The 24,553-nt window shown below is 52.1% G+C and carries 24 protein-coding genes and 2 pseudogenes; 12 read left to right on the forward strand and 14 right to left on the reverse strand.

Going from position 1 to position 24,553, the window contains the following annotated elements:
- The first annotated feature begins 165 nt into the window (after positions 1 to 165).
- Positions 166 to 2,358, forward strand: coding sequence for a sensor domain-containing phosphodiesterase (locus ACH1XZ_RS00840; protein WP_395593945.1), 2,193 nt, complete (start codon positions 166 to 168; stop codon positions 2,356 to 2,358).
- Positions 2,359 to 2,409: 51 nt separating this feature from the next.
- Here ACH1XZ_RS00840 and ACH1XZ_RS00845 read toward each other — a convergent pair whose 3' ends face one another.
- Positions 2,410 to 3,612 carry a NupC/NupG family nucleoside CNT transporter gene (locus ACH1XZ_RS00845; protein ID WP_333497896.1) on the reverse strand — a complete coding sequence of 401 codons (1,203 nt, stop codon included), beginning with the start codon at positions 3,610 to 3,612 and terminating at the stop codon, positions 2,410 to 2,412.
- Between the two features lie 335 nt (positions 3,613 to 3,947).
- Here ACH1XZ_RS00845 and ACH1XZ_RS00850 point away from each other — a divergent pair, with 335 nt between their 5' ends.
- Complete coding sequence (locus tag ACH1XZ_RS00850) at positions 3,948 to 5,180, forward strand: Nramp family divalent metal transporter (protein ID WP_395593946.1); 1,233 nt, start codon at positions 3,948 to 3,950, stop codon at positions 5,178 to 5,180.
- Positions 5,181 to 5,257: 77 nt separating this feature from the next.
- Here the strand turns inward: ACH1XZ_RS00850 and ACH1XZ_RS00855 are convergent, their stop codons facing one another.
- Together ACH1XZ_RS00855 and mgrA are read right to left on the reverse strand one after the other, a co-directional pair.
- Positions 5,258 to 5,575, reverse strand: coding sequence for a DUF2502 domain-containing protein (locus tag ACH1XZ_RS00855; RefSeq protein ID WP_395593947.1), 318 nt, complete (start codon positions 5,573 to 5,575; stop codon positions 5,258 to 5,260).
- Positions 5,576 to 5,701: 126 nt separating this feature from the next.
- The gene (mgrA, locus tag ACH1XZ_RS00860) at positions 5,702 to 6,700 is read right to left on the reverse strand and encodes an L-glyceraldehyde 3-phosphate reductase (protein ID WP_395593948.1); all 999 of its coding nucleotides are present in this window, start codon (positions 6,698 to 6,700) and stop codon (positions 5,702 to 5,704) included.
- 172 nt (positions 6,701 to 6,872) lie between these two features.
- Here mgrA and ACH1XZ_RS00865 point away from each other — a divergent pair, with 172 nt between their 5' ends.
- Complete coding sequence (locus tag ACH1XZ_RS00865) at positions 6,873 to 8,534, forward strand: alpha-keto acid decarboxylase family protein (protein WP_395594670.1); 1,662 nt, start codon at positions 6,873 to 6,875, stop codon at positions 8,532 to 8,534.
- Here the strand turns inward: ACH1XZ_RS00865 and ACH1XZ_RS00870 are convergent.
- The gene (locus ACH1XZ_RS00870; protein ID WP_395593949.1) at positions 8,531 to 9,769 is read right to left on the reverse strand and encodes an ion channel protein; all 1,239 of its coding nucleotides are present in this window, start codon (positions 9,767 to 9,769) and stop codon (positions 8,531 to 8,533) included. The genes ACH1XZ_RS00865 and ACH1XZ_RS00870 overlap by 4 nt on opposite strands.
- Before the next feature lie 237 nt (positions 9,770 to 10,006).
- Between ACH1XZ_RS00870 and glk the strand changes: the two genes are divergently transcribed.
- Positions 10,007 to 10,972 (forward strand): glucokinase, encoded by a 966-nt coding sequence (gene glk, locus ACH1XZ_RS00875; protein WP_368301834.1) that lies wholly within the window; start codon positions 10,007 to 10,009, stop codon positions 10,970 to 10,972.
- Between the two features lie 52 nt (positions 10,973 to 11,024).
- Here the strand turns inward: glk and ACH1XZ_RS00880 are convergent, their stop codons facing one another.
- The 4 genes from ACH1XZ_RS00880 to ACH1XZ_RS00895 form a co-directional block, all read right to left on the reverse strand.
- Entirely contained in the window at positions 11,025 to 12,071 is a 1,047-nt protein-coding gene (locus ACH1XZ_RS00880) for a methionine synthase (RefSeq protein ID WP_395593950.1), read from the reverse strand.
- A gap of 26 nt (positions 12,072 to 12,097) precedes the next feature.
- The gene (locus tag ACH1XZ_RS00885; protein ID WP_395593951.1) at positions 12,098 to 13,081 is read right to left on the reverse strand and encodes a DUF1852 domain-containing protein; all 984 of its coding nucleotides are present in this window, start codon (positions 13,079 to 13,081) and stop codon (positions 12,098 to 12,100) included.
- A gap of 267 nt (positions 13,082 to 13,348) precedes the next feature.
- Complete coding sequence (locus ACH1XZ_RS00890; RefSeq protein ID WP_395593952.1) at positions 13,349 to 13,735, reverse strand: tautomerase family protein; 387 nt, start codon at positions 13,733 to 13,735, stop codon at positions 13,349 to 13,351.
- A gap of 5 nt (positions 13,736 to 13,740) precedes the next feature.
- Positions 13,741 to 14,043, reverse strand: coding sequence for a carboxymuconolactone decarboxylase family protein (locus ACH1XZ_RS00895; RefSeq protein WP_395593953.1), 303 nt, complete (start codon positions 14,041 to 14,043; stop codon positions 13,741 to 13,743).
- A 100-nt stretch (positions 14,044 to 14,143) separates the two neighbouring features.
- Here ACH1XZ_RS00895 and ACH1XZ_RS00900 point away from each other — a divergent pair, with 100 nt between their 5' ends.
- The 4 genes from ACH1XZ_RS00900 (at position 14,144) to ACH1XZ_RS00915 (ending at position 16,433) form a co-directional block, all read left to right on the forward strand.
- Positions 14,144 to 15,037: a LysR substrate-binding domain-containing protein gene (locus tag ACH1XZ_RS00900; RefSeq protein ID WP_395593954.1), complete on the forward strand. Its 894-nt coding sequence runs from the start codon at positions 14,144 to 14,146 to the stop codon at positions 15,035 to 15,037.
- A 78-nt stretch (positions 15,038 to 15,115) separates the two neighbouring features.
- Complete coding sequence (locus ACH1XZ_RS00905) at positions 15,116 to 15,517, forward strand: VOC family protein (RefSeq protein ID WP_395593955.1); 402 nt, start codon at positions 15,116 to 15,118, stop codon at positions 15,515 to 15,517.
- A 53-nt stretch (positions 15,518 to 15,570) separates the two neighbouring features.
- A complete protein-coding gene (locus tag ACH1XZ_RS00910) occupies positions 15,571 to 15,915 on the forward strand; it encodes a DUF1294 domain-containing protein (RefSeq protein ID WP_395593956.1) in 345 nt (114 codons plus the stop codon).
- Positions 15,912 to 16,433 carry a hypothetical protein gene (locus tag ACH1XZ_RS00915; RefSeq protein ID WP_395593957.1) on the forward strand — a complete coding sequence of 174 codons (522 nt, stop codon included), beginning with the start codon at positions 15,912 to 15,914 and terminating at the stop codon, positions 16,431 to 16,433. Before ACH1XZ_RS00910 ends, ACH1XZ_RS00915 begins: the two co-directional genes overlap by 4 nt.
- A gap of 47 nt (positions 16,434 to 16,480) precedes the next feature.
- Here the strand turns inward: ACH1XZ_RS00915 and ACH1XZ_RS00920 are convergent, their stop codons facing one another.
- Positions 16,481 to 16,996 (reverse strand): helix-turn-helix domain-containing protein, encoded by a 516-nt coding sequence (locus ACH1XZ_RS00920; RefSeq protein WP_395593958.1) that lies wholly within the window; start codon positions 16,994 to 16,996, stop codon positions 16,481 to 16,483.
- Between the two features lie 212 nt (positions 16,997 to 17,208).
- On the opposite strand from ACH1XZ_RS00920, the gene ACH1XZ_RS00925 reads away from it, so the two are divergent.
- Positions 17,209 to 17,511 (forward strand): hypothetical protein, encoded by a 303-nt coding sequence (locus ACH1XZ_RS00925; protein ID WP_395593959.1) that lies wholly within the window; start codon positions 17,209 to 17,211, stop codon positions 17,509 to 17,511.
- A gap of 40 nt (positions 17,512 to 17,551) precedes the next feature.
- Here ACH1XZ_RS00925 and ACH1XZ_RS00930 read toward each other — a convergent pair.
- From ACH1XZ_RS00930 to ACH1XZ_RS00945, 4 genes and pseudogenes are all read right to left on the reverse strand, one after another.
- Positions 17,552 to 17,662, reverse strand: a pseudogene (locus tag ACH1XZ_RS00930) (AraC family transcriptional regulator); the annotation flags it as partial.
- 12 nt (positions 17,663 to 17,674) lie between these two features.
- Positions 17,675 to 17,777, reverse strand: a pseudogene (locus tag ACH1XZ_RS00935) (AraC family transcriptional regulator); the annotation flags it as partial.
- Between the two features lie 13 nt (positions 17,778 to 17,790).
- On the reverse strand, positions 17,791 to 18,528 hold the full coding sequence (locus tag ACH1XZ_RS00940; protein ID WP_395593960.1) for a LytR/AlgR family response regulator transcription factor: 738 nt from the start codon (positions 18,526 to 18,528) through the stop codon (positions 17,791 to 17,793).
- Positions 18,529 to 18,540: 12 nt separating this feature from the next.
- Positions 18,541 to 20,238: a LytS/YhcK type 5TM receptor domain-containing protein gene (locus tag ACH1XZ_RS00945; protein ID WP_395593961.1), complete on the reverse strand. Its 1,698-nt coding sequence runs from the start codon at positions 20,236 to 20,238 to the stop codon at positions 18,541 to 18,543.
- 389 nt (positions 20,239 to 20,627) lie between these two features.
- Here ACH1XZ_RS00945 and alaC point away from each other — a divergent pair, with 389 nt between their 5' ends.
- Entirely contained in the window at positions 20,628 to 21,854 is a 1,227-nt protein-coding gene (gene alaC / locus ACH1XZ_RS00950) for an alanine transaminase (protein WP_395593962.1), read from the forward strand.
- 64 nt (positions 21,855 to 21,918) lie between these two features.
- On the opposite strand, the gene ypdK is transcribed toward alaC, so the two are convergent.
- Entirely contained in the window at positions 21,919 to 21,990 is a 72-nt protein-coding gene (gene ypdK, locus ACH1XZ_RS00955; protein ID WP_100249902.1) for a membrane protein YpdK, read from the reverse strand.
- Between the two features lie 546 nt (positions 21,991 to 22,536).
- Between ypdK and ACH1XZ_RS00960 the strand changes: the two genes are divergently transcribed.
- Both ACH1XZ_RS00960 and ACH1XZ_RS00965 read left to right on the forward strand, forming a co-directional pair.
- A complete protein-coding gene (locus ACH1XZ_RS00960) occupies positions 22,537 to 23,412 on the forward strand; it encodes an extended-spectrum class A beta-lactamase CTX-M-283 (RefSeq protein ID WP_395593963.1) in 876 nt (291 codons plus the stop codon).
- Between the two features lie 440 nt (positions 23,413 to 23,852).
- On the forward strand, positions 23,853 to 24,482 hold the full coding sequence (locus ACH1XZ_RS00965) for a helix-turn-helix transcriptional regulator (RefSeq protein WP_395593964.1): 630 nt from the start codon (positions 23,853 to 23,855) through the stop codon (positions 24,480 to 24,482).
- The last annotated feature ends 71 nt before the right edge of the window (positions 24,483 to 24,553 follow it).

Below are 24,553 nucleotides of genomic sequence, written 5' to 3' on the forward strand. Positions count from 1 at the left end.
TGGCGGGGGTTTTTTGCATTCTGAATGCGAACAAAAAAACAGCGTTTATATTATAAAAAGCCCGCGTAGATCAGAGTTTTCTCAACTCGGTTTGCTTCACATAATAACCGGCAATAATATTTAATCAGTCACTCTACGTACGATAAAGGATATCGGCAGGTACGCATGATGGTGCAACGGAGTACCCCATTAAGAAAGTTCTTGCTGGCGTTGGTTATTAGCCTGGCGATGATTCCTGTTTCTCGATATATCTCTCCGACCGCATTTTATGATGGTCATTCTGTATATCTGGCATGGTTACCGCTAAGCGTCATGATTGCGCTAATGATGCTGTTTGGCCGCCATGCGGTACTGCCTTTGGCACTGGGATTTATCACCACCAACTACTGGCAGCTGCATCTTTCTCCGCTTGATTCATTAACATTATTGTTTTGTCAGTTGACCGCCGTATGTATTTCCAGCCTTATTTTATATTCTATTCTGGGACGGCGTTGGCGGCATGGATTAGCAATTCATCATATTGGCTTACGTATTTTCTGGTTTGGCTTTGCGATGCCAGTGCTCGCTAAGGCTATGATGTATTTAGTGGGAGAATTGACCGTTGTTCCTGCTGAAATGTTTAGTTATTTTAATATAACCACTGTTATTTATGCGATTGTTGATATTCAGGGTCTGGTGTGTGCATCCTTAATATTTACTAAACTGTTCTATTATCCATTGCGGATGTGTCTGAATACTCGCTATGCAAGAGCTTTCTGGCGTAAAAACATCGCGAGCTATGCTGGGCTGAAAGGAAAATGCTTTGTTATCGCTTGGCTTCTCGCGTTGATGTGCATGCTGTTTTTCCTCAGCGCGCCGTTTGGTGAGCGCTACTTTACCGGGTATCTCGTTCCTATTGTCTTTATCTTTTTCGCCTTTGGGATTAGCCAGCTATCTTATCCGCTCATCATTATGAGCTGGACTGTTTCCGCTTTTGTGCTGGTGATGTACAACAAAAACTTCCTGCACGGTATTCAAACCCAATATTCACTCTCATTTATCCTGTCGGCACTGATCTCGTTTACCGTCTGTTTGCAGTACATGCTGCAAATCTATCAGCGTAGCAAGCACTTAAAACATAAGTGGCAGATGCAGGCGATGATTGACCCACTGACCGGGCTGCCTAACCTGCGTGCGCTGGAGGATTATATGAAAACGGCGGGCATCACCAGCGTGTGCTGCCTGCATATCAAAAATCTGGACTTTCTTAGCCGTCACTACGGCATGATGATGCGTATTCAGTGCAAACGCAGCATCACTCAGGTTCTACACCCTAATCTGGATGACAACGAAAAGCTCTTTCAACTGCCGGGGAACGAACTTTTGCTGGTGCTGAATGGCCCGGAGACCGAGGCACGCTTGAACCACCTGATTGATTTCCTCAAGCGTCAGGACATTCGCTGGAACAACACGCCGCTGAATCTGGAATACGGCATATCCTGGGGAAGGGTGCGCGCACCGGATGATAACCTCTACCATACGCTGGGGCAACTGAGCTGGCTGGCAGAACAGGCCGGGGAAGAGAATCAGATCCTGCAGCTGGATAACGGTCAGGTGGAGGCATTTGATGAAACCAGCGAGCGCGTTGTGCTCCTCAACCGCATTAAAGCGGCGTTGGATCGTGAAGGATTTGTCCTCTATGCTCAGCCAATCAGAAAGCCATCGGGGGAAGGTTACTATGAAATCCTCACCCGCCTCATTGATGTGAATGGCATGGTTATGCCGGATAAATTTATTCCTGTTCTGACGCAGTTTAACCTCAGTAAACGGTTTGATATGCAGGTAATGGAGAACCTGTTCCGCTCACTGGATGCTTTTCCCGGACAACGTTTTTCCGTCAACCTGATGCCCTACACGTTGATGCATAAAGAGAGCGCCACCGAAATCATCGCGCTCTTCCAGCGCTATCGCGTCAACGTCCGGCGTATCATCATTGAAATTACGGAAGAGCAGGCGTTTTCTAATTCAGATACCAGTATTAACAATATACAGATGCTCCGCGATTTTGGCTGCCGGATTGCTATTGATGACTTCGGTACTGGCTACGCCAACTATGAACGCCTGAAGCGTCTTGAGGCCGATATCATCAAGATTGACGGTGCGTTCGTGCGTGACGTGCTTACTAATCCAATGGATGCGATGATCATTCGCTCTATCTGTGAGCTGGCGGAGATGCAGAACCTGGAGGTTGTTGCCGAATATGTTGAGACCGAAGCACAGCAGGCGCTACTGACGGAGCTAGGCGTGCACTATATGCAGGGGTATCTGATCGATAAGCCAAGGCCGCTTTGTGATATTGGCTACCAGACGGAGTCATAAAGAAAAAGGGCCTGTAACGCAGTTACAGGCCCTTTTTTAATGGGATTGGAATTACAGAACCAGTGCTGCGATAGAAGCAGACAGTACGCTCACCAGCGTAGAACCGTAAACCAGCTTCAGACCGAAGCGGGAAACCACGTTACCCTGCTCTTCGTTCAGGCCTTTAATGGCACCTGCGATAATACCGATGGAAGAGAAGTTGGCGAAGGAAACCAGGAATACGGAGATGATACCGACGGCGCGCGGAGAGAGCTCAGCGGCAACCTTTTGCAGATCCATCATCGCAACGAATTCGTTAGAAACCAGTTTGGTCGCCATGATACTACCGACCTGCAGGGATTCGCTTGCCGGTACACCCATAATCCATGCAACTGGATAGAAGATGTAACCCAGAATGCCCTGGAAGGAGATGCTGTAGCCAAACCAACCGGTCACGGTAGCGAACAGGGCGTTCAGCGCGGCGATCAGGGCGATAAAGCCGATCAGCATCGCAGCAACGATAATCGCAACTTTGAAGCCTGCCAGAATGTATTCACCCAGCATTTCGAAGAAGCTCTGGCCTTCGTGCAGGTTAGACATCTGGATGTTCTCTTCGCTGGCATCAACGCGGTATGGGTTGATCAGCGACAGAACGATAAAGGTGCTGAACATGTTCAGTACCAGCGCTGCCACAACGAACTTCGGCTCCAGCATGGTCATGTAGGCGCCAACGATAGACATCGAAACGGTAGACATCGCCGTGGCCGACATGGTGTACATGCGGTTACGGGACATTTTACCGAGGATATCTTTATAGGCGATGAAGTTTTCAGACTGGCCCAGAATCAGGGAGCTGACGGCGTTGAAAGACTCGAGCTTACCCATGCCGTTGATTTTAGACAGCACGGTACCAATCGCACGAATAACAATCGGCAGAATACGGATATGCTGCAGAATACCGATCAGCGCAGAGATGAAGACGATAGGGCACAGAACCTTCAGGAAGAAGAATGCCAGGCCTTTATCGTTCATGCTGCCAAAGACGAAGTCGGTCCCGTTGTTCGCAAAACCAAGCAGTTTTTCGAACATTTCGGCGAAGCCACGTACGAAGCCCAGACCAATGTCAGAGTTCAGGAAGAACCATGCCAGTAAAACTTCAATGACAAGTAATTGAATAACATAACGAATGCGAATCTCTTTGCGGTTGGTGCTGACCAGCAAGGCCAGGATCCCTACCACCACGAGCGCGAGAACAAAATGCAAGACGCGGTCCATATTTGCTCCAAACATGAGACGGGTTAAATTTTCTTGCACATTCTATGTAACATCATTAAATAAAACGAGATCCCCGTCCCACTATATTTAGTTCCTGTGAGCAAACTCAAAATTAGTGATCAAAGATACATTTTTGTGATGTTAAGTAAATGTATGAAAAGTTCCTCTGTTGTACTACTCTCAACATAAGCGTACACCAAACCCCCGCAACCTCCAGTCTGGCAATTGATTCCGGCTATCAGAGTAATCATTATCATCTCTTACAAATGAACTTGATAATCATTCTCATTCTGTTAGCCTGAAACATAGCAAAGGCTATGTTTTTGAGGCAGAGAATGAACAACAGTCGCGTTGAAAGTAACACCGGTCGTGCAGCGCGCCGTATGAGGCTTGCGCTGATGGGACCCGCATTTATTGCCGCCATCGGGTATATCGATCCCGGCAACTTCGCTACCAATATTCAGGCGGGGGCGAGCTTCGGCTACCAGCTGCTGTGGGTTGTTGTCTGGGCAAACCTGATGGCGATGCTGATTCAGGTGCTGTCGGCTAAGCTCGGTATTGCTACGGGAAAAAACCTGGCGGAGCAAATTCGCGACCACTACCCGCGTCCGGTGGTGTGGTTTTACTGGGTGCAGGCGGAAATTATCGCCATGGCGACCGACCTCGCTGAATTTATTGGCGCGGCTATTGGTTTTAAACTGATCCTCGGGATTTCGCTGCTGCAAGGCGCGGTGCTTACCGGGATTGCGACCTTCCTGATTCTGATGCTGCAACGCCGCGGGCAAAAACCGCTGGAAAAAGTGATCGGCGGTCTGCTGCTGTTTGTCGCGGCGGCCTATATTGTAGAGCTGATTTTCTCCCAGCCACAGCTGGCACCGCTCGCAAAAGGAATGATTATTCCGTCGTTACCTAACTCCGAAGCGGTGTTTCTCGCGGCGGGCGTATTGGGGGCGACCATCATGCCGCACGTTATTTATCTGCATTCATCACTGACTCAGCATCTGCATGGCGGGAGCGCAAAAGAGCGCTATCACGCGACGCGGTGGGACGTGGCGATTGCCATGACCATTGCCGGTTTTGTTAACCTGGCGATGATGGCGACGGCGGCAGCGGCGTTCCATTTCCACGGACACACCGGCATTGCCGACCTTGACGAAGCGTATCTCACCCTCGAACCGTTGTTGAGCCATGCGGCGGCAACCATCTTTGGCCTGAGCCTGGTCGCGGCGGGGCTCTCCTCTACGGTCGTCGGGACGCTGGCCGGTCAGGTGGTGATGCAGGGCTTTATTCGCTTCCACATCCCGCTGTGGTTCCGCCGCGCGGTGACGATGCTACCGTCATTTATCGTCATTCTGATGGGGCTCGACCCGACGCGTATTCTGGTGATGAGCCAGGTGCTGTTAAGCTTTGGGATCGCGCTGGCGCTGGTGCCGCTGCTGATTTTCACCAGCAATCGTCAGCTAATGGGCGAGTTGGTCAACACGTTGTGGATTAAACGGATTGGCTGGGTGATTGTGGCGATTGTGGTGGCGCTGAATGGGTGGCTGCTGTTGGGAACGCTGATGTAGTCAACCCGGAGTCGCTGCGCTCATCCGGGCTACTTTTGAACGGTAGCCCGAACGAGCGCAGCGACTCCGGGAAAGTATCAATGATGATGCCCGTGTCCATGACCGTGGCCTCTCCCGCGACCACGATGATCGTCACGGTCGCGCCAGCCTTCACGATAGCCGCGCTCATAGGCTTTGCGTTTATCCCAGCCTCGGTGCCAGCCGTTATCGCGGTGATACCAGTTCCGATGCCAGTAATCACGGTCGCGCCAGCGGCCGCCGTCCCAGTAGTTACCGTAATTATCGCGATCGCCAATTTGTAATTTTACGGATGGCAGCAGGGTGATTTCACCAGCATTCGCGAACATCGGGGCCGATGCTATCAACACTGCCGCCAGAATCAGTGACCTGAACATACTTCTCTCCTATTACGATCGTGGCCTGAAAGGCCTGTTAACGCAATATTACAATTCGGTAAATACCCGGATTATTGGTGTAACTCTTAAATCGCCAGGAGAGAGCACTTTTTGCTAAATTCGCTGTTATTTTATACCGCTCAAAATACGATCAATGTCGGCACATTCCTGCGCGCTGAAAAGACGGTTTTCTAGCATGCCGACGGCGTCATCAAGCTGTGCGGTCTTACTGGCGCCAATCAGAACTGACGTGACCGCCTGTTGACGCAGTACCCATGCCAGCGCCATCTGCGATAGCTTCTGTCCGCGCTGTTCGGCCATCGTGTTGAGCTGGCGTACGGCCTCGAGCTTGCCGTCAGTCAGTTGCTCAGGCTTCAGGAAGATACTGCCGCTGGCGGCGCGGGAATCGGCCGGAATGCCGTGCAGGTAGCGGTCGGTGAGTTGACCCCCAGCCAAGGGTGAAAAGGCAATACAGCCCACACCTTCTTGCTTCAGCACCTGAAGCAGGCCGTTTTCTGCACCGCGCTCAAGCATTGAGTACTTCGGCTGGTGAATAAGACACGGCGTGCCGAGATCGTTAAGAATTGCAATCGCCTGGCTTGCCAGTTCAGCCGGATAATTGGAAAGCCCAATGTACAGTGCTTTACCCTGGCGAACGATATGATCCAGCGCGCGCATGGTTTCCAGCAGCGGCGTTTCCGGGTCTGGACGGTGGTGGTAGAAGATATCAACATACTCCAGCCCCATTCGCTTAAGGCTTTGATCAAGACTGGAAATCAGATATTTACGAGAACCCCAATCGCCGTATGGACCGTCCCACATGGTATAACCGGCCTTAGTGGAGATAATCAGCTCATCGCGATAGGGCAGAAAATCCTCTCGCAGAATACGGCCAAAGTTGCTTTCAGCTGAACCTGGAGGTGGCCCGTAGTTATTGGCTAAATCGAAATGGGTGATGCCAAGGTCGAATGCATGGTGCAGCAGCTGGCGGCTATTTTCGACCCGCGTTTCGTCACCAAAGTTGTGCCATAGCCCCAATGAAACGGCTGGTAGCTTGAGGCCGCTATTGCCGCAGCGCTGAAACGTCATGGTTTCATAACGCGTGGGACTTGCCTGGTAAACCATTGTGTCCTCCAGATTATCCGGTTGTGTATACGCTTACACTAACCAATGTCCATCGGCTCGTACACTCCTGAAATCTGTAAAATTAGCTTTCCAGAGGACTTTCTTATGAATTCTGGACAGCCTTAACACTTCTTCAATACTCAAAGGAACAGCTGACTGGAGGAGGTGCATGATGACAACGTCCTATACCGTGGCAGATTACCTGCTAGACCGCCTCGCCGACTGCGGCGTTGACCACCTGTTTGGCGTCCCCGGAGACTACAACCTCCAGTTTCTCGACCATGTTATTGCCCACCGCCAGATACGCTGGGTCGGCTGTGCCAACGAACTCAACGCCGCCTATGCCGCCGATGGCTATGCGCGGATGCAGGGCTGCGGGGCACTGCTCACCACCTTTGGTGTCGGGGAACTTAGCGCGCTGAACGGGGTAGCGGGAAGCTTTGCCGAACACGTCCCGGTGCTGCATATCGTCGGGGCGCCCAGTACTGGCGCACAGCAGCGACGTGAGTGTTTACACCACACGTTGGGGGATGGCAATTTTGACCATTTTCGCCAGATGAGCGCCCCGGTTTCGGTGGCTCAGGGCGTGCTGGATGCGGCTAACGCTCGCGATGAAATTGACCGGGTGCTGCGTGATATTGTGCGCCACAGCCGCCCTGGTTATCTCCTGCTACCGGCGGATATCGCTTCACTGCCGACCTCACGTCCTGTAAACGCTCTCACCGCGCACAATGCACCGGCAGACGCAACTGAACTGGCCGAGTTTGTCTCTCATGCCCGCGCTTTGCTGCGCGACGGTCGCCGCGTGTCGCTGCTGGCGGATGTGCTGGCGCTACGCTTTGGCCTTCAGTCGACGTTAAACAAATGGGTAGATGCGGTGCCGATCCCTCACGCCACGATGCTAATGGGGAAAGGACTATTTAATGAGGCTCACGCGGGGTTTGTGGGGACTTACAGCGGCGGGGCGAGCCTGCCGGAGACGCGCGCGGCGATTGAAGATGCTGACGTTATCTTTTGCATCGGCACCTGTTTTACCGACACCATCACCGCAGGCTTTACCCACCATATACCGGTGGAGAAATCCATTGAGATCCAACCTTCTGCGGCGCGAGTCGGCAAGCGCTGGTTTAGCGGGATAAGTATGCAGGAGGCGGTTAACGCGCTTATCACGCTGAGTCGCGACGTCTCGGCTCAGTGGCAAATCCAGCCGGCCCGGGTGATGACGTCCGCGTCAGCGGATAACGGGCATCTGACCCAGCGCCATTTCTGGCAGACGCTGGAGAAATACCTTCAGCCGCACGACATTTTACTGGGTGACCAGGGGACGGCGGCGTTTGGCCTTGCTGACCTGACGCTGCCGCAGGGGGCGAGCCTGATTGTTCAACCGCTGTGGGGCTCGATTGGCTATACGCTGCCTGCCGCGTTTGGCGCGCAGACCTCGCAGCCGGACAGACGCGTGGTGCTGGTAGTGGGGGACGGTGCGGCGCAGTTGACCATTCAGGAGCTCAGTTCAATGCTGCGTGATGGGCTCCGTCCATTGATTCTGCTGCTGAATAATGAAGGCTACACCGTGGAGCGCGCGATCCACGGCCCGGAACAACGCTACAACGATATCAGCCTGTGGAACTGGACCCAGATCCCGCAAGCGCTCAACCTGGACTGCCAGGCCGAGTGCTGGAAGGTGACCAATGCGTCGCAGCTCAACGATGCGCTGACCCGCGCGGCACGGGGTGACAAGCTGATGTTGCTCGAAGTCATGTTGCCAAAAATGGACATTCCTCCGCTGCTAAAAGCCGTCACCCAGGCGCTGGAAGCGCGCAACAGCGGGCATTAATCCTTTTGTTTGCGCGGCACCATCATCGTCGGTTTACCCGCCAGCAGGAGCCAGGCGGGGAGCATGACGATACACAGCAGTGGGAGCAGCGTGGTATCAGGCACGACGACGGCGGCCATAAACAGGCTCAACCACGCATCGCGGGTGACCACCAGAACTAGCCCCAGAATGGCGCAGGAGACGGTAATCGCCGCCGGAACGGCGTCAACGTGCGCGTGGAGCATCAGACCGAGTGCGACGGCGACAAATACCGCCGGGAAGATGCGACCACCGCGGAAACCGCAGGCGGCGGCAACGACCAGCGCCGCCAGCTTGCTGAGCGCAAATAGCATATAGTCGCCCGCGCCGAAGGATTGTCCGGCCGTTAGCCTCTGCATCTCATCCAGCCCTTTAAATAGCGTAATCGGGCCGCCAACGGTGCCGATAATCCCCAACACAAAACCGCCCACGCCGAGGATAATGACCGGATGCTTCAAACGATGCACCAGCGAGTGCAGGTGGGGCAGGCACCAGACCGCCACCATACCGATGGCGATAGCAAAGACGGCCACGATAGCGCCGCTGAAAATGTCGACCAGACGCAGGCCCTGATAGGGCTCAATTGGCAGAGAAAATTGCGGATGGAAGAACATGCCGGTGGTTAACGCCCCGGCGGCAGCGGCGAGCAGGGGAGCAAACAGCCTATCCCACAGCGGGGAATCATTATTGCTCGTCAGCGTCTGGGAGAAAATCAGCGCGGCGGCAACCGGCGTACCAAACAGTGCGCCGATGGTGCCGGCGGCGGCGAGAATGGTCCAGTCCAGCGAACTCACGCGCGGGAAAAAGCGGGCGCCGAGCGCCACGGCTAGCGCAATGTTCACTGACATAATGGGATGTTCAGGACCGAGGCTGACGCCACCCGCCAGCCCGATAATTAAGGCGATGGTCAGGCCCGGCAGATGAGACGGCGGAACCGCCGCGCCGATGAGCGGCTCACTGGCAGGGTCCGGGCCAGCATGGCCGGGACTATAGCGAATGACCAGACCGACGGCGATGCCGGTCAGGGTCAGCATCAGGATTATCCAGAACGGTGAATCAAAGGATACGCCGAACACGGCGGGCAGATTACGCCACAGCAGGTGTTGCAGCACGGCCGCTATTTTCATCACCACAATCAATATCAGGCTGGAAGCGACGCCGATAAGCACAGCGGGAACAGAGAGCAACAACATTGTTCGGGCTCGCGGGTGGAGCATGTTTTTATCCTTTTAACTGAATGCTGCGGTTACTTTGCATTTTCCTGCGTTTACGTTCAGCGCAAATGGTGCTGAAACGATACGGCGCTACGGCCTGTGCATCTGATAAAAATGACGCAAAAAATGTGACCTGGATCGATAATCCTGGGGTGCTCACACAAACGTCATTGTCGTGAAAGCGCCTTGAATTTACAGTGTGACAAAGATTTATTCTGACTTTAGCGGAGCCGTAACGGAATGACAAAGTTTGCTTTAGTGGGTGATGTTGGGGGCACCAATGCGCGTCTGGCATTGTGCGATTTAGCCAGCGGTGAAATTTCGCAGGCGAAAACCTATTCCGGCCTTGATTATCCAAGCCTGGAAGCCGTAGTCCGCGTCTATCTTGACGAGCATAACGTGTCGGTTGAAGACGGCTGCATCGCTATTGCCTGCCCGATTACCGGCGACTGGGTGGCGATGACCAACCACACCTGGCAGTTCTCCATTGCGGAAATGAAGAAAAACCTCGGTTTCTCTCATCTTGAAATCATCAACGACTTTACCGCGGTCTCGATGGCGATTCCGATGCTGAAAAAAGAGCATCTGATCCAGTTTGGCGGCACCGAACCGGTTGAAGGTAAACCGATTGCCGTCTACGGCGCGGGCACCGGCCTTGGCGTCGCGCATCTGGTTCACGTCGACAAACGCTGGGTCAGCCTGCCAGGTGAAGGTGGTCACGTCGATTTCGCGCCGAATAGCGAAGAAGAAGGGATTATCCTTGAAGTACTGCGTGAAGAGATTGGCCACGTTTCCGCCGAGCGCGTGCTCTCCGGCCCGGGTCTCATTAACCTTTACCGGGCAATTGTGAAGTCCGACAACCGCGTGCCGGAAAACTACAAGCCGAAGGATATTACCGAACGTGCGCTGGCTGACACTTGCACCGATTGTCGTCGTGCGCTGTCGCTGTTCTGCGTCATTATGGGCCGTTTTGGCGGTGACCTGGCGCTCACCCTCGGCACCTTCGGCGGCGTTTATATCGCCGGTGGTATCGTGCCGCGCTTCCTCGAGTTCTTCAAAGCCTCCGGTTTCCGCGGCGGGTTTGAAGATAAAGGCCGCTTTAAAGATTACGTTCACCCGATCCCGGTCTACCTGATTGTTCACGACAATCCCGGCTTGCTCGGTTCCGGCGCGCATCTTCGTCAAACGCTGGGCCAGATTCTGTAATCTCGACCTTATAACACGAAAAAAAACCGCGTTATTCGCGGTTTTTTTATTTCTACGCCAGAGGCGGTTTTCGACCCAGGATCTCTTTACGTATAATCTCGGCCCCCGCGTTCAACGCCTTGAGCTTGCCACGCGCTACCTGACGAGGCAGCGGCGCCATACCGCAGTTGGTTGATGGGTAGAGGTTCTCTGCATCGACGAACTGCAGGGCTTTGCGCAGCGTATTGGCCACCTCTTCAGGTGTTTCAATCGCGTGGTTTGCCACGTCAATGGCCCCAACCATCACCTTTTTGCCGCGAATCAACTCCAGCAGATCCATCGGTACGCGGGAGTTGTGGCACTCCAGCGAGATAATATCGATATTCGAAGATTGCAGCTTAGGGAATGCTTCTTCGTACTGACGCCACTCTGAACCCAGCGTTTTCTTCCAGTCGGTGTTGGCCTTAATGCCGTAGCCGTAGCAGATGTGCACCGCGGTTTCACACTTCAGACCTTCGATAGCGCGCTCTAATGCCGCGATACCCCAATCATTTACCTCATCAAAGAACACGTTAAACGCCGGTTCATCAAACTGGATAATATCCACGCCTGCGGCTTCTAACTCGCGAGCTTCCTGGTTGAGGATTTTGGCAAACTCCCACGCCAGCTTCTCGCGGCTTTTGTAGTGGTTGTCATACAGGGTATCAATCATGGTCATCGGCCCCGGCAGCGCCCACTTGATAGGCTGCTTGGTGAGCTGACGCAGGTAGCGCGCATCGTCAACAAATACGGGCTTTTGACGCGCCACTTCGCCGACAACCGTCGGCACGCTGGCATCGTAGCGGTTACGGATTTTTACGATCTCGCGTTTTTCAAAATCCACGCCGCTCAGGTGTTCAATAAATGTGGTCACGAAGTGCTGACGGGTCTGCTCGCCGTCGCTAACGATATCAATACCGGCCAGCAGCTGTTCTTGCAGGGAGAGACGCAGCGCATCCTGTTTCCCTTCAACTAACTCGTCGTTCTGTAATTTCCATGGTGACCACAGCGTCTCGGGTTGAGCAAGCCAGGACGGTTTCGGCAGGCTGCCAGCGGTGGAAGTCGGGAGCAATGTTTTCATATTCAATAACCTGATATTTTCGTTAATCAAAGAGCGTAGTTAGCGGACCATTGCTCAAGAATGTGCTGATATGGCTTGATAAAGTGCTCTTCGGTAAATTTCCCCTGCTCAATCGCTAAGCGGCTGCGCTCTTCACGGTCATAAACAATTTTGGTCAAGGAGTGATCCTGTTGGTTCAGGTCTGGCTGATAGCACAGGCCCGCCGCCGAGTTGGCATTGTAAATTTCCGGGCGATAAATCTTCTGGAACGTCTCCATGGTGCTGATGGTGCTGATAAGCTCCAGGCTGGTGTAATCACTCAGCAGGTCACCGGAGAAGAAAAACGCCAGCGGCGCAACGCTGTTTTGTGGCATGAAATAGCGCACTTTCAGGCCCATCTTGCCGAAATACTGTTCGGTAAGGGATGCGCTGCTCGGCTGGTATTCAATGCCCAGTACCGGGTGCTCATTGCCCGTGCGGCGATAGATATCTTTGCTCGACACGCTAAGGCAGATAACCGGCGATTTTTTAAAGTTCGCTTTGTACTCGGGTGAGTTGGCAAAATGCTTAAAGATATTGCCGTGCAGCTCGCCAAAGGTATCTGGAATGTTAAATTCGGCTTTGTTTTTATTATGCTCCAGCAGCAATACGCTGAAGTCATAATCACGCACGTAGGAAGAGAAGTTATTGCCAACAATACCTTCGATACGTTCGTTGGTTTTCTTATCAACAATATGGGTTTTCAATATTTCGATGGCCGGAAACGCTGTCGTTTTACCTTCCGCGTCAATATTCATCTCAACGGAAATAATCTCAAGCTCAACGCCATAACGATCGCCTTTAGGGTTATCCCAATGTGCTAACGTATTGAAACGATTGTCAATCATCTTCAGCGTATTGCGCAGGTTCTCCTGACGGTTTTCCCCACGAGCCAGATTCGCGAAGTTCGTGGTAATACGCGTATTTTCTGACGGGTTATAGTTTTCGTCGAAGGTGCTGCTCTTGATAGTAAAGGTAAAATCTTTATTCATCGTCTCTGTCATCCCGAGTGCTGATATGAAAATTAAATTCACTTACTGATTGCCAGAGTTCGTGCTCTGGTTTTCTCATTCAGCCGTCTTAATGTTGCCGATAAGTTAATGTTGATAATTTATGCCAGAGGTGGTGAATGAGGGAAAGCGACTTAATTTCAATGCAACATGAGGGAAGTTCATGATGAGGGAAAACGGTGAAAAAGAGAGCTGGATCACGAAAGGCCGCAGCGGGTTCTCCGGTGTGTTTTACACCGGAGAATAGGGCTAATCAAGCTCTGAGAGCATCTGACCGTTGCTGAAGCTCCAGTCATCGGCAGTATTGAACTGAATCATCACCATCACATCATCAGGAGAAATATTCATCTTTGCAGTGAGCCGTTCACATAGCGTCCTGCAAAGGTTTTTCTTTTGCATTGATGAACGCGGTTTCCCGGCAAGAATATGAAATTGAATAAAGTTGTCGCTACGCCCCGCGCTGTAATAGTGGCTATCAAACACGCGCTGGTTTGCCGACAGCGTTTCAAACACCTGAAAGCGATCGTGGGGTGGAACGGAAAATTCATCTTCAAGACTTTGCTGCAGAATGTCAGAAATCTGCACTATCTGTGCGTTGCTGTAGCCCTGGCGCAAGGTAATCCGGGTAAATGGCATCGTCGCTATTCCTCTTCCAGACATTCGAGTGCTGACACCGCCGCAGGCCAACCTGCGTAGAATGCCAAATGGGTGAACGCTTCCACTATTTCGGTTTTTGTCAGGCCATTTTGCTGTGCAAAGTGGATGTGCCAGGGGATTTGCTGCACGCGCCCGAGCGCGGTGAGGGCGCCAAGCGTAATCAGGCTACGTTCGCGTGATGAAAGACCTTCACGTTGCCAGATATCGTTAAACAGCAGTTCCTGGCTTAGCTCGGCTAACTTTGGTGCAACGCGGGCCAGGGTTTCACGATCCAGGGGCTTTGACATGGTGTTCTCTCCGTATTGACAGTGACCCCATTCTGACGAGATATTTTCGTCCTGAAAATTGAATCATTTTTGATGGTCAATCCCGAATTTCAGGACAATTATGAAGAAACTTCCCCCGTCGCTCGACCTTGACGCGCTGCGCAGCTTCGTTACCGGCATGGAGTCCGGCAGCTTTGCGCAGGCGGCACAACGTCTTTGCCGCTCAACCTCTGCGGTGAGCGCGCAGTTGAAAAAGCTGGAGCAGCAGTGCGGTAGCGCGCTGGTGGTCAGGAAAGGCCGTCATCTTGAACTGACCCGTAACGGTGAGATTTTGCTGGGCTATGCCCGTCGGTTGTTGGCGCTGAATGATGAAGCGCAGCGTGCGCTGAACAGCGAACCGTTACAGGGTGAGATCCGTATTGGCATGCAGGAAGATTTCGGCGAATCGCTGATGCCCGGCATCCTTGGCGAGTTTAAGCGTCACCATCCGGGAATGCGGATGTCAGCCCGCATCGACCGTAACCTGGCGTTGCTCGAAGCGCTTAACAACAATACGCTCGATCTGGCGCTGCTCTGGCAGCCGGAGGGAGAACTCAAAAACGGCAGGCTGATAAGCCAGTGCTCGCTGGAATGGATAGCGCATCCGGATCTTAATATTGCCGCACTGCTGGCGCAGGGCGAGCCGTTGCCGCTGGTGATGTTCGAGCATCCTTGTATGATGCGCTCCCGCGCCATCGACAGCCTGGATCGGGCGAATATTCCCTGGCAGGTGGTTTTTGTCAGCCACAGCCTGAGCGGTATCTGGTCGGCGGTACAGGCTGGCTTGGGCATTACGCTGCGAACGCGTATTGGTATGCCGGGCAGTCTGCGCGTCGTTGATAATCTACTGCCCTCGCCGGGAAATTTAGGCATTACTCTGAAAATGAATAGCGGAACGGCGACGGTGAACGACGCGCAAACGGTGCTCGGCGCGCTGATGGAGGCCGCGTTATCCGGCGTGGCGCATCGGTGCTGATGATACGTTGGGTGAATAAAATTCATTTATGTTAAAAAGGGAGCGGGCAACAATGCCTGAAACCTGACGGAGCAGACAATGAGAACGCAAAAAAGGTGTTTGGGGCACGTCGCCATCGTGGTGGATGATTACGATCGCGCCATTACGTACTACACGCAGAAGCTTGGATTTACCCTCGTCGAAGATACGCCGCAGCCCGGTAAACGCTGGGTGGTGGTCTCTCCAAACCCAGAAAGTGACTGCAACTTACTTTTGGCTCGCGCTTCAAACGAGCGGCAGGAAGGGTTTATTGGTAATCAGTGTGGCGGGCGGGTGTTTCTGTTCTTGCAAACCGATGATTTCTGGCGTGATTACAACGCCATGCAGGCAAATGGTGTGACGTTTTGTGAAGCGCCGCGAGAAGAAGAGTACGGTACGGTGGTGGTATTTGAAGACCTGTACGGTAACCGCTGGGATCTCTACCAGAACAAGCAAAGCTAACGTTGTGCGTATAATACGACGTCGACACACTACACCTGGCACTATTGACTGATATGAATCTCAATCGTTTTTGTTTTCTGCTGCTGGGCCTCGCGGCGCTCGGCAGTTTCTTTACGCTGCATCCTTTTATGATGTGGCTTCTCCTGGTCAACGTTCTGACCGTCGTGATTTACGGTGTCGATAAACTGGCGGCGTGCAAAGGCTGGCGGCGAGTGCCGGAATTAACGCTGCTGGTGTTTGGGGTGGTGGGTGGCTGGCCTGGGGCAATTGTGGGACAGCAGTGTTTCCGCCACAAAACGCAAAAGCAGCCGTTTAAAACCTACTTTGTCATCAGCGTGATTGTGAATATCGTCGCGATGGTGGCGGTCTATCTGCTCCTCAGCAAGGGGATGGTATGAACCTCTACATCACTGACTCGAGCGGTAACTTAGCCTCACAAGATGGCCGTAGCGTCGTGGCCAAGTTTGATGACGGTAAGATGCTCGAACTGACGGACAGCCCGCAGCCGCTACCGGCTGAAATTCCAGAAGGTATTCATATCTGGGGTGGCAGAATGCCGTCAGGGGAGAGCGATACCGCGTTCTCACCGCTGAACGTGATGCCGGTTGCGGCGAACGGCGTGATTATCGCTTTGCAGCATGAAAGTATGTCCACTTCGGGTGAGATAACGTTGTTTATTACCCAGGAAGACGGCGCTCTGCGTCCGGTGAAAGAAGGCAACGTACTGATGACTCTGCGCAATGGCAAAACCGTTGAGGTCATGACCGATTATGCCAAAAAGGGCCTGCTTATTTGGGGCGGACGTGAGCCTATTCCCGGTTTGTCCCTGGAGGAAACCCGGAAAAGAACCGAGAGTCTGGGGATATTCCCGTTAGCCAGTAATGTAGTGCACCTCTTTCCCTATCAACTGGCGTAGCGTTGCGCCGCACTGCTGCGCGGCGTCTTCAGCCACCATCGTTGTGATTAATGGTCTTTATCGGCGGGGGTATTTTCGCGTGCTGGTGAGATATTTTTTTCGCGTAATAGCCGCAGCATTCGGTTGTGTTGCCACTGTGCAATGCGCTCCCGGAAGACAAACGTCCTTAGCGCGCGAACGGCGATCAGCGAGCCCCAGATAAGCGTGACTATCAGCGACCAGTAACTACCCGGCGAGTAAAAGTAGTTCACCGCCATCAGCGCGGCGCAGATCAGAAAAGCAATGGTCAGCGTGCGATAGAAGCGGGCCTCTTCCCGCACGCGGCGCCTGGCATCGAGAATGCGCGTATCCAGCGCGTCGTTTGCCAGGTCTGCCTCATCGGACAGCTCAGAGACCGTGACATTAAAGACGGAGGCCAGCGCACTGATGGTTTCTAGCCCCGGTGTATGTCCCTTTTCAATTCGTTGTACCGTTCTTACCGACAGAGAGGCCAACTGGGCAAGCTGTTCCTGTGACCATGCATTCTTGAGCCGGTAAGCTTTAATTTTTTCACTGGTACTCATGGATACTTCCTCGCAGATACGTGATAGGAAGATTCTTGCACATCTTTTCCCACCGTGGCACGACAGGCAGGCGACACCAACCTGACATGTAGGCGACATCCTGATTTGGGTGGCTTTTTTAATCTGCCGCGCAACGGTAAAATTCACTTACAGGCCAGGATAGCGGATGCTAAAAACGTTAACGTATTGAGATAATAAATAAGGATAGCGTTGTGTTAAAAAAATTAGTCACAGGGCAACTGAGCTTGCCGATGACGTTCTGGGGATGGGGATTTTGTGGTGCGCTGGTGTTGGGCCTTCTGGGGCTGGCTGGCGTCCATACCGGCTATGCGGCGATGGTGCCGCTGTCTTACCTCATTAAGGTGATTCTGTTCTGTGCGGTATTATCCGGAATTACGTTTATTCAACGCCGGAAAATCACGGTGTTCGGTGTGCTGGCGTTTTTGATTGTCCTGGTGCTTTTGGTGCTTAACGCCATCATGTTTATCGGGCTTTCTTCGTTATTATTTGAATAAGAGCTGCTCGTAAAAACTTTACCCACAACAGAATATGGCGGAGCAGGGAAGCCGTGCGATTATCGTAAAACGATAGCCCCAGCCAGGCCGGAGAAAAAACCAGGCTGAGCCGCATCACCGGTTTATCGCTCACCGGCAGGTTTGTGGCGCGGGAGGTCGAGATACAGACTGCCGTTTGGCAGGCCCAGCCGCTGTAAATTGAGCACCAGGCCGCTGAACAGATCGGCAAAAAATTGTTGGTCTGCTGGTCGTTCCGATGCTTTCATTCCCCATCCCGCGCTATAAATGCATTATCTGCCGGAATTCTTTCACCTTGCTGCGGCTTACCGGCACCTGAAACTCAAGGTCGCGTAGGCGCAGAATATAGGTGTTATTAAACCACGGCTCTATCTCGCGTATTTTATTCAGGTTCACACAGAAGGAACGATGGCAGCGGAAAAACTGGCTGGCGGGTAGCTTGGCGCAAAACTCAGTGATGTTCATCGGCATCACGTACGACTCGCGGCGGGTATAGACAAACGTCATCTTCTCGTGCGCTTCGGCGTAGTAGATATCGTTAACCGGCGTGACGATGATGCGTTCGTCTTTAATCAGGTTAACGGTGTCATTTTCACGTGGCGCGCTGCTAACCACGTTAGCACTGCCAGCTTGCTGCTGTTGCCAGCTCGATTCCAGCTTTTGCAGCATGGTGACGATACGCGATTCCTGATACGGCTTCAGAATGTAGTCGAATGCTTCCAGCTCAAAAGCCTCTACCGCATGCTCTTTCCACGCGGTGATAAAGACGATAAAGGGCTTGTGGGCAAACTGACTGATGTTCTGCGCCAGCAGCACGCCATCGAGTGACGGGATGTTGATGTCGAGAAAAATGGCATCGACTTTGTTGTGCTGCAAAAATTTAAGCACGTCGAGCCCATCGTCAAACGTACCGATAATCTCCATCTGGCTGTGCTGTTGAATCAGCCAGGTGAGTTCCTGCTGAGCCAGGAACTCATCTTCAACAATGATGACTTTCATACGGGCTCCGGGTTAAGGCAGTAACGTGGCGGCGGCCGGAGCGGCCGTACGCTGGTTTGGAATATAGAACGCAATCTCGGTGCCCGGCTCCAGGCGGCGGATGTGCAGCCCTTCGCCGTACAGCAGTTTAACGCGATGGTGTACGTTCAGCAGGCCAATTTTGTTGCCCGGCATTTCATTGGCTTCGACTCGCGCAATCACCAGCGGGTCGATGCCCGGGCCGGTATCCCGCACGCTGATACGCACGCGGTTTCCGGACTCCGTTACGCTAATGGTGACCACGCCTTTCCCTTTGCTGCGCTGAATACCGTGCACGATGGCGTTTTCCACCAGTGGCTGGATCAGCAGGCTTGGAATAAAGCAGTTCACCTCCTCATCAATATCGTAAATCACCGTGAGCTTATCGCCGAAACGCGCCTGCTCAATGGCGATATAGTCTTTAATCTGGTACAGCTCTTTGCGGATATCAATCTGCTCATCATCTTTTAATTCAATGTTATAGCGCAGATAGCGCGAGAGATTGAAAATCAGCTGCCGTGCGGTATCCGGGTTCATGCGAATCGACGACGAAATGGCGTTCAGCGCGTTAAACAGGAAATGGGGATTAATTTTACTTTGCAGCGCGCGCAGCTCTGCCTTATTTGCCATTTCCCGCAGTTGTTCGGCGCGGGAAACCTCAAGCTGGGTCGAAATGATCTGCGATAAGCCTATCGCCATTTCCTGTAGCGAGGACGTTATCTGGTGCGCGTGGCAGTAATAGATTTTCAGCGTCCCGGTTACCACCCCGGTTTCCAAAAGTGGGATCACCAGCATCGAGTGGATTTCCGGCGTGCGGTAGGCTTCATCATTGTTTTTAATGATGATTTCGTTGTTGTTAATGGCCTGCCTGGTGGTTGGGCTGATGGCGTCATCGTTATTATGGTAGTTATCTTCCCCCACGCCAACGTACGCCAGCACCCGATCGGTGTTGGTAATGGCGACTGCATCGGCATGAATATCCTGGCGGATGATGTCGCAAATCTGGCGCAGCGTATCGCTGTTAATCTGGCGAAATAGCGGCAGGGTTTTATTGGCGATATCCAGCGCCAGCTTGGCCTGACGCGCGGCGCTGGCCTCTTTTTCTCCCTCAACGCTCTGCACCAGCAGGACGATAAAACCGATACAGACGCTGCCGGCAATCATCGGGACACCGATTTTCGACACAATATCGACCCCAAGCGCCATGGTTGGTGCAAAAAGGATAACCAGAATCATGGTGCCTGTTTCGCATAACATTCCGCCGAGGATCCCTACACGCCAATGCCGTTCTTTTGGGACTTTGCGGTGAATGATGCCCGAAATAATGCCTGCGGCGATGGTGGTAATAAAACAAGGAATCGCGGTCACTCCGCCGATATCGCTTAAATAGCGGTACGCGCCGGCAATGATGCCGGTAATGATGCCCACCCATGGACCGAAGAGGATCCCCGCGGACATCACCGAAATAATCCTGACGTTCACCAGCGACCCCTCTACCGGCACGCCGGACCAGGTGCTGAAGATAGCGAACATCGAGAAAATAACCGTTACTGCCAGCAGTTCTTTCGGGGTATGCGCTGATTTATGCAGCAGTTCGCGGAACAGTCGGATGCGAATCAGGAAAAAAAGGCAAATCAGCATTAATGCGGCTCGGTCATAGACCGCGAGCAGCATATTGAATATTTCGTGCATGGGGACGCCGGGTTTTTCAGGAAAGTCTTATGATAAGAAACCCGGCGGCGGATGACCAGCGATACGCATGAATAGGGATAAACCTTATTTTTAAAAGGGGATTGATAGAGGAAATGAATCATTCAGGTGAGATGGCGAATATGCGGTGCATCACGACCGCTACAATGCAAAAATCTGGATAATGTACTGTTATTATAATGTTCTGTTTTTCTTTGATTCGAGCAGTGGTGATTGATTTGTTTTTCCGCGACTTCCCCTTTTAACCACCGCAATATTTTTTTACATCCCCTCTCGACAGCGCCATTTTTTTCAGGTTATTTTCTAGTCATGCCACATCGGTGGCAGCGTCGCTCGAACGGTTCGGGCGCTAACGTAAATCTGAGGAACCTATGGCTGACTCCAGTCCTGAACGCCGTTTTACGCGTATCGATCGCTTACCCCCTTATGTTTTTAACATCACCGCTGAACTGAAAATGGCTGCGCGTCGGCGCGGCGAAGATATTATCGATTTCAGCATGGGGAATCCGGACGGTGCGACGCCGCCGCACATCGTCGAAAAGCTCTGCACCGTGGCACAACGCCCGGACACCCACGGCTATTCCACGTCACGGGGTATTCCACGCCTACGCCGCGCGATTTCTCGCTGGTACAAAGATCGTTACGACGTTGAAATTGACCCGGAAGAGGAGGCGATCGTCACCATTGGTTCGAAAGAGGGCCTGGCGCACCTGATGCTGGCTACGCTCGATCACGGTGATACCGTGCTGGTGCCAAACCCGAGCTACCCGATCCACATTTACGGCGCGGTGATCGCCGGGGCTCAGGTACGATCCGTACCGTTGGTGGAAGGCGTCGACTTCTTTAACGAGCTGGAACGTGCGATTCGCGAAAGCTACCCAAAACCGAAGATGATGATCTTAGGTTTCCCGTCTAACCCGACCGCGCAGTGCGTCGAGCTGGAATTCTTCGAAAAAGTGGTCGCGCTGGCCAAACGTTACGATGTGCTGGTGGTGCACGACCTGGCCTATGCCGACATCGTCTACGATGGCTGGAAAGCGCCGTCGATTATGCAGGTACCCGGCGCGCGTGACGTGGCGGTAGAGTTCTTCACGTTGTCCAAAAGCTACAACATGGCGGGCTGGCGTATTGGCTTCATGGTCGGCAACAAAACCCTGGTCAACGCGCTGGCACGTATTAAAAGCTATCACGACTACGGCACCTTCACGCCGCTACAGGTTGCAGCCATTGCCGCCCTGGAAGGGGATCAACAGTGCGTACATGATATCGCCGCGCAGTATAAGCGCCGCCGCGATGTGCTGGTGAAAGGGCTGCATGAAGCGGGCTGGATGGTCGAAATGCCGAAAGCGTCAATGTATGTGTGGGCTAAAATTCCAGAACAGTACGCGCATATGGGCTCGCTGGAGTTCGCCAAGAAGATGCTGCAGGACGCGAAGGTATGCGTCTCACCGGGTATCGGCTTTGGTGATTATGGCGATACCCATGTCCGTTTTGCGCTGATTGAAAACCGTGACCGTATTCGTCAGGCCATCCGTGGGATTAAAGCCATGTTCCGCGCCGACGGCCTGCTGGCTTCAGAGCACAAACCGGCGGGCTGATTTTCGTTGCCCCATCAATGCAAACAGGAGCCAATTGGCTCCTGTTTTTTTGCATTTTTATTGGCTAGATCATCAGGGCGAACGTGCCGGCAAAAACGATGACCATAAAGGAAATGCCCATAAAGAAATATTTCACGACTCATCTCTCCGCGTAATTTTTTCTACGCATTTATGACCAGGTGGTACTGCGAGCTGATATCAACCGACGGATAAAACTGACCCATTTTCGTGGCTGGCATCACCTCAAAATTCTGTGCATTTGTGCTCCAGATGGCGCTAATGTACGCCTAAAGATGAGGGGAAACAAGAGGGAATTTTTTATTAATTTTTAGTTACTTACGAGTGTCGTGATTCGGCGACACTTTAATTTCATCCGGTAATAAATTTCATTCTGGCGACGTTTCAGTTAGCGATTCCTCCCTCCTTAAACCCTATTGATTTCATGGCTAATTTTGCGACAGACGTCAAAAAAATTTGCCGCGCCTCTGTACCCTTCATCTCATTTTCCGCTGGGGCAAAATGTGCTGCTGCTTTCGTGAGCGATCTCTGATTTTTGCTTTTTCGCTGCGGCGTAAATCTGGGTCAGGCTCAATTGTGGAAATATTGGCAGGTTTTGTTTTTACTTTTTGTTTTTTCAATGAATACTTGGAGGTCGAGGGATAATACTAATAGAGGATTTTTTATGATGACGCAGAGCATTCGCCGCTCAATGTTAACGATGATGGCGACTCTACCGCTGCTATTTGGCAGCGTCACGCTGCATGCGCAGACCAACAGTGTGCAACAGCAGCTGGAAGCCCTGGAGAAAAGTGCGGGAGGCCGGCTTGGCGTTGTGCTGATTAACACCGCCGATAATTCGCAAATTCTCTACCGTGCAGATGAACGTTTCGCGATGTGCAGCACCAGTAAGGTGATGGCGGCCGCGGCGGTGCTTAAACAGAGCGAGAGCGATAAGAACCTGCTGAATCAGCGCGTTGAAATTAAGAAGAGCGACCTGGTTAACTACAATCCTATCGCGGAGAAACACGTTAACGGCACGATGACGCTGGCTGAGCTTAGTGCGGCGGCGCTGCAATATAGCGACAATACGGCCATGAATAAGTTGATTGCCCATCTGGGTGGTCCCGATAAAGTGACGGCGTTTGCTCGTTCGTTGGGTGATGAGACCTTCCGTCTGGACAGAACCGAGCCAACGCTCAATACCGCCATTCCTGGCGACCCGCGTGATACCACTACGCCGCTCGCGATGGCGCAGACCCTGAAAAATCTGACGCTGGGTAACGCGCTGGCGGATACTCAGCGGGCGCAACTGGTGACGTGGCTTAAGGGCAACACTACCGGCAGCGCGAGCATTCAGGCGGGTCTGCCAAAATCATGGGTGGTGGGAGATAAAACCGGCAGCGGTGATTATGGCACCACCAACGATATCGCGGTTATCTGGCCGGAAAACCACGCGCCGCTGGTTCTGGTGACCTACTTTACTCAGCCGGAGCAGAAGGCGGAAAGCCGTCGGGATGTTCTGGCTGCGGCTGCGAAAATCGTAACTCACGGTTTCTAATACAATAAATGGAGCGAGGTATCGCTCCATTTACGCTAAAAATGAGCTCCTGAACTTCTGCCCTGTCTTGCGACGACTCACCATCTCTTCCTATCACCTGCCTCTTTTTTCTCAACAAAATATCTTAGCATTAGGAAGGTAATAGATAACGGTTGCTAATATGAACTATTTTATTTTAAATAATGCTTCAGGGGTTTAATTGTTGGGTTGTTTATTTTTATTGTAATTATCTGATTTACATTTGCAATATTCCTAATTTTTACGCCGGAATGAATTTACTTTCTCGTATCGCCTTTGTGTCTGCATGGTTGTTTTTTCATGATTTTTTGTGTTTTAGGAATTTTATGTATTCTTAATAATTGAACTAAGAACCTTCTGAAAATATTATTGACAATAAATTACCCCGATGAAATTATTCGAATATGGATAAGGAGGGGACAATGAAGTCGCTCAATAATAATTTTGTAAAAATCACCTGTATGAGCTGCCCTTCTCATTGTGAAGTTAAGCCAAACGCCTCTCTACGGGTTTCATTTTGTCAGGACTATTGTTTTTGTACCTGGCCAGAAGCCAGTCGTTATTTCTCACTCGGGATTATGGAAGGACTCCTTAAGCATCACTATCACTACCTGTATCTTGGGTGTGTTTTTGTTGATTTTTCTATTAGCTATCTGCGTTTTTTTACCGATAAAAAATGGTTGGACTATTTGTACGAAACAAAATTAAAAATTGTTCTCGTTTGCGATAGGCACCTCAGGCCATTGGCTAATTACTGGTATAAGCATCATAAAGATATCTTTTTGATTATTTACCAACAGGATAATTTACGTTCAGCGGGTGAGAAGTTAAAGAAACGGTTTGTCTATCAGAGGGATGCATTTTTTCATGGCGTAGCGCTCTCAACCCTGGAGTTCGATGTCCTGGCGGCCCTAATTGCGGGTGAGAATTGTAACCATCTGGCCAAGGGGCGCCATCTTGATATCCGCGCGGTATATGCCGCAAAGCGACGAGCGGAGAAGAAAATGGGTGCTGATATCAATACGCTGTTTCGATTTTCGCACTCATTATAAACGTCATTAAATAGGCTTGTTTTATGTTTATTAAATCACCTAACGGTGAGGGGGCTGACAAACTAAATTCA

Origin of the sequence: Kluyvera chengduensis (assembly GCF_044197065.1) — a bacterium.
GTDB lineage: Bacteria > Pseudomonadota > Gammaproteobacteria > Enterobacterales > Enterobacteriaceae > Kluyvera > Kluyvera ascorbata_C.

Excerpts from the sequence above, each read along its gene's own strand:
- ACH1XZ_RS00850 (WP_395593946.1), top strand. The coding sequence starts at position 3,948 with ATGAACAACAGTCGCGTTGAAAGTAACACCGGTCGTGCAGCGCGCCGT.
- ACH1XZ_RS00920 (WP_395593958.1), bottom strand. The coding sequence starts at position 16,996 with ATGAGTACCAGTGAAAAAATTAAAGCTTACCGGCTCAAGAATGCATGG.
- ACH1XZ_RS00885 (WP_395593951.1), bottom strand. The coding sequence starts at position 13,081 with ATGAATAAAGATTTTACCTTTACTATCAAGAGCAGCACCTTCGACGAA.
- ACH1XZ_RS00840 (WP_395593945.1), top strand. The coding sequence starts at position 166 with ATGATGGTGCAACGGAGTACCCCATTAAGAAAGTTCTTGCTGGCGTTG.
- ACH1XZ_RS00855 (WP_395593947.1), bottom strand. The coding sequence starts at position 5,575 with ATGTTCAGGTCACTGATTCTGGCGGCAGTGTTGATAGCATCGGCCCCG.
- ACH1XZ_RS00845 (WP_333497896.1), bottom strand. The coding sequence starts at position 3,612 with ATGGACCGCGTCTTGCATTTTGTTCTCGCGCTCGTGGTGGTAGGGATC.
- ACH1XZ_RS00905 (WP_395593955.1), top strand. The coding sequence starts at position 15,116 with ATGAGAACGCAAAAAAGGTGTTTGGGGCACGTCGCCATCGTGGTGGAT.
- ACH1XZ_RS00865 (WP_395594670.1), top strand. The coding sequence starts at position 6,873 with ATGACAACGTCCTATACCGTGGCAGATTACCTGCTAGACCGCCTCGCC.
- ACH1XZ_RS00965 (WP_395593964.1), top strand. The coding sequence starts at position 23,853 with ATGAAGTCGCTCAATAATAATTTTGTAAAAATCACCTGTATGAGCTGC.
- ACH1XZ_RS00940 (WP_395593960.1), bottom strand. The coding sequence starts at position 18,528 with ATGAAAGTCATCATTGTTGAAGATGAGTTCCTGGCTCAGCAGGAACTC.
- glk (WP_368301834.1), top strand. The coding sequence starts at position 10,007 with ATGACAAAGTTTGCTTTAGTGGGTGATGTTGGGGGCACCAATGCGCGT.
- ACH1XZ_RS00870 (WP_395593949.1), bottom strand. The coding sequence starts at position 9,769 with ATGCTCCACCCGCGAGCCCGAACAATGTTGTTGCTCTCTGTTCCCGCT.
- ACH1XZ_RS00900 (WP_395593954.1), top strand. The coding sequence starts at position 14,144 with ATGAAGAAACTTCCCCCGTCGCTCGACCTTGACGCGCTGCGCAGCTTC.
- ACH1XZ_RS00960 (WP_395593963.1), top strand. The coding sequence starts at position 22,537 with ATGATGACGCAGAGCATTCGCCGCTCAATGTTAACGATGATGGCGACT.
- ACH1XZ_RS00910 (WP_395593956.1), top strand. The coding sequence starts at position 15,571 with ATGAATCTCAATCGTTTTTGTTTTCTGCTGCTGGGCCTCGCGGCGCTC.
- ACH1XZ_RS00895 (WP_395593953.1), bottom strand. The coding sequence starts at position 14,043 with ATGTCAAAGCCCCTGGATCGTGAAACCCTGGCCCGCGTTGCACCAAAG.
- alaC (WP_395593962.1), top strand. The coding sequence starts at position 20,628 with ATGGCTGACTCCAGTCCTGAACGCCGTTTTACGCGTATCGATCGCTTA.
- mgrA (WP_395593948.1), bottom strand. The coding sequence starts at position 6,700 with ATGGTTTACCAGGCAAGTCCCACGCGTTATGAAACCATGACGTTTCAG.
- ACH1XZ_RS00890 (WP_395593952.1), bottom strand. The coding sequence starts at position 13,735 with ATGCCATTTACCCGGATTACCTTGCGCCAGGGCTACAGCAACGCACAG.
- ACH1XZ_RS00880 (WP_395593950.1), bottom strand. The coding sequence starts at position 12,071 with ATGAAAACATTGCTCCCGACTTCCACCGCTGGCAGCCTGCCGAAACCG.
- ACH1XZ_RS00915 (WP_395593957.1), top strand. The coding sequence starts at position 15,912 with ATGAACCTCTACATCACTGACTCGAGCGGTAACTTAGCCTCACAAGAT.
- ACH1XZ_RS00945 (WP_395593961.1), bottom strand. The coding sequence starts at position 20,238 with ATGCACGAAATATTCAATATGCTGCTCGCGGTCTATGACCGAGCCGCA.